Source organism: Ferruginibacter sp., assembly GCF_014377975.1.
Taxonomy (GTDB): Bacteria; Bacteroidota; Bacteroidia; order Chitinophagales; family Chitinophagaceae; genus Ferruginibacter.
In genome coordinates, this window is the sequence record NZ_JACMOO010000199.1 from 1 (window position 1) to 3,254 (window position 3,254).

General features: G+C 43.5%; 3 protein-coding genes. All 3 read left to right on the forward strand.

The window, feature by feature from the left end; all coding sequences use genetic code 11:
• Positions 1 to 1,507: GDSL-type esterase/lipase family protein (locus H7254_RS11310; protein WP_301933068.1), on the forward strand; the 1,507-nt coding region annotated here is incomplete at its 5' end.
• Between the two features lie 65 nt (positions 1,508 to 1,572).
• Positions 1,573 to 2,622 (forward strand): aldo/keto reductase, encoded by a 1,050-nt coding sequence (locus tag H7254_RS11315; protein WP_301933069.1) that lies wholly within the window; start codon positions 1,573 to 1,575, stop codon positions 2,620 to 2,622.
• A gap of 79 nt (positions 2,623 to 2,701) precedes the next feature.
• Positions 2,702 to 3,254: carboxylesterase family protein (locus tag H7254_RS11320; protein ID WP_301933070.1), on the forward strand; the 553-nt coding region annotated here is incomplete at its 3' end.

The window sequence follows — 3,254 nt, forward strand, 5'->3', positions numbered from 1 at the left end:
AGGTAAAGCGCCTGGTACAGAAAACTGGAACTGGCAGGAGAAAGACAATAACGAAAACATGTATAAAACCCGGGTGGTGTACAATGTAGTGCAACCAACACTCACCGCCTATTTACCTCCTGCTTCTGCCGCAAATGGTACGGCTGTTATTATTGCTCCGGGTGGTGCTTTTCATACCTTGTCTATTGAAAGCGAAGGTATCGATGTGGCCAGGTGGCTGAATGCAAAAGGCGTGGCAGCCTTTGTATTAAAATACAGGCTGGTGCATAGTCTCACCAATGATCCCGTTGCAGAACTCATGAAAAAGATGAGTGATTTTAAAAAACTGGATGAAGAAAATGACAGCGTGGTTACCATGGCTATCAGCGACGGATTACAGGCTGTTGCCTACGTTCGCTCCCATGCAGGGGAATACAATGTTAGTCCAAAGCGTATTGGATTTATGGGGTTTTCAGCAGGTGGCACCGTTGCGATGGGCACTGTGTTTAATTCCGCTGCGGCAGACCGGCCTGATTTTGCAGCACCCATTTATCCCTATATGAATGCATTAAAAAATCAGACTATTCCCGCAGATGCGCCACCGTTATTTATTTGTGCTGCCACCAACGATCAGTTAGGATTAGCCCCCCACAGTGTTAATTTATACAGCGCCTGGATTGCTGCCAAAAAGCCAGCTGAGTTGCACATGTATGCAAAAGGTGGTCATGGTTTTGGTATGCATAAAACAGATATTCCCACTGATACCTGGATTGATCGTTTCGGCGACTGGCTGGAGCAACAAGGTTTATTGTGGCCTGTAAATCCAACTGGCTGGATGGCTACTGTAACTCCCCAGCAGGTAAAACATTCGCAGAAAGAAGAGGAAGAAAGAGTGAAAAATGATTGGCCAAATATCAGGGAATTTGCAGCAGAAAATAAACAATTGCCCTCAATTAAAAAAGGCGGCCAAAGGGTAGTCTTCATGGGCAACTCTATCACCATTGCCTGGAAAAATATTGACTCGGCTTTTTTTACCCGGCATGGTTATATTGATCGCGGCATCAGCGGACAAACAACACCACAAATGTTGCTGCGTTTTCGTCCGGATGTAATTGATTTGAAACCAGCCGTTGTAGTGATTTTGGCGGGCACCAATGATATTGCAGGCAATACCGGGCCGGCTACTTTGGAAAGTATTTTGGGCAACATCAGTTCCATGGCGCAATTAGCAAAAGCAAGTGGCATTAGGGTTGTGTTAAGTTCTGTTTTACCTGTGTTCGATTACCCCTGGAAACCAGGTTTGCAACCGGCTCCCAAAATTGTGGCATTGAATAAAATGATCAAAGATTTTGCCAATAAAAATGGTTGTATTTATCTTGATTATTTTTCAGCAATGGCAGATGAAAGAAACGGGTTAAGAGCAGGGCTTGGTGATGATGGTGTACATCCAAATATGGCAGGCTATAAAATAATGGAACCCTTGGTGGAGCGTGCTATTGCGATGGCGCTAAAGGGGATTAAAAATTAATAATTAATAATTAATAATTTATAATTGTGCGAAGGCATAATATCCCAATATCTAAATCAAATAAGATGGAATATAAACAATTAGGTAATTCAGGTTTAACTGTACCGGTATTAAGTTTTGGTACGGCAACCTTTGGTGGTGGCGGCGAATTTTTTGAAGCATGGGGAAGTACACAGGTGGATGAAGCAACTAAAATGGTGAACCTTTGCCTGGATGCCGGTGTTAATTTTTTTGATACGGCCAATGTATATTCAAGAGGTGCCGCAGAGGAAATTTTAGGGAAGGCCATCAAAGGAAAAAGAAACCAGGTGTTGATTTCTACCAAGGCAACCTTTCCCATGTCGGACAAGGTCAATGATTACGGTTCTTCCCGCATACATTTGGTGAAGGCCTGTGAAGACAGCCTGCAAAGGCTGGACACAGACCACATTGACATTTACCACCTGCACGGTTTTGATGCAGTTGCTCCGATATATGAAACGTTGAAAGCGTTGGATAACCTGGTGCAATCCGGTAAGGTTCGTTACATTGCCTGCTCTAATTTTTCTGGCTGGCATCTGATGAAATCCTTGTCTGTTTCAGAACGTTATGGCTGGTCGAAATACATTGTTCATCAGGTGCATTATTCTTTGCTGTGCCGGGATTTTGAATGGGAGTTAATGCCGCTCGGAGCTAATCAGCAGATAGGTACCATGGTTTGGAGCCCATTGTCAAGTGGTATGCTAACGGGTAAGTACAACCGCAACCAGCCCATGCCCCCAGATGCAAGGGTTGCGCAGGGCGGAAGTCCCGTGCCCAGTGAGCCATCTGATTTAGAAAGGTTGTACACCATCGTAGATACGTTAAAAGAAGTAGCGGCAGAAGTTAATAAAACAGTAGCACAGGTATCGCTGAACTGGTTGTTGCAAAGGCCCACTGTTTCGAATATTATTATAGGTGCAAGAAATGAAGAACAGCTAAAACAAAACCTGGGCGCAGTGGGGTGGAACCTGAGTTTAGAGCAGGTAAAAAAATTAGACAAAGCAAGTGCCACGCGGCTGGCATATCCTTATTGGCACCAGGCACAGTTTCCAATGCTGAAATCATTGCCGGATTTATATGAAAATAAAAAGTGAAATTCATAATATTGAGTCCACGAATTGTAACGGATTACGCGGATTTATTTTGCGCATCTTTTCATAAAAATTAAACGTCATGATTGTTTCTGTCAGGTTGATTTTATTGTCTTGCATATTGACTCTAAGTTTTTTTGCATTTAAAATACCAACGGCTGATTTTGATATCGTCAAAATTACCGGCGGCACTATTTCCGGCACTGTCAATAAAGAGGGTGATATCCATATTTTTAAAGGCATTCCTTTCGCCGCCGCACCCGTAGGTAACTTGCGTTGGAAGGCGCCTCAACCCCCAAAGCTATGGGCTGGAGTAAAGGACTGTACTGTATTTGGAGCAAGTCCGGTGCAGGCGGTGCCATTGCCATTTAGTATGTGGACAAAAGAATTTTTGATACCAGACGAACCCATCAATGAAGATTGCCTGTATTTAAATATTTGGACTGGTGCAAAAGTGCCAAAAGAAAAAAAGCCGGTGATTGTATGGATTTATGGCGGTGGATTTAGCAGTGGTGGGGCAGGGGCACCCATTTATGATGGCGAGGCCATGGCTAAAAAAGGAATTGTATTTGTAAGCTTTAATTATAGGGTAGGTATTTTTGGATTCTTCGCACATCCAGAACTCACCAAAGAAT

Coding starts and splice junctions, on each gene's coding strand:
- H7254_RS11315 (WP_301933069.1), top strand. CDS start 1,573: ATGGAATATAAACAATTAGGTAATTCAGGTTTAACTGTACCGGTATTA.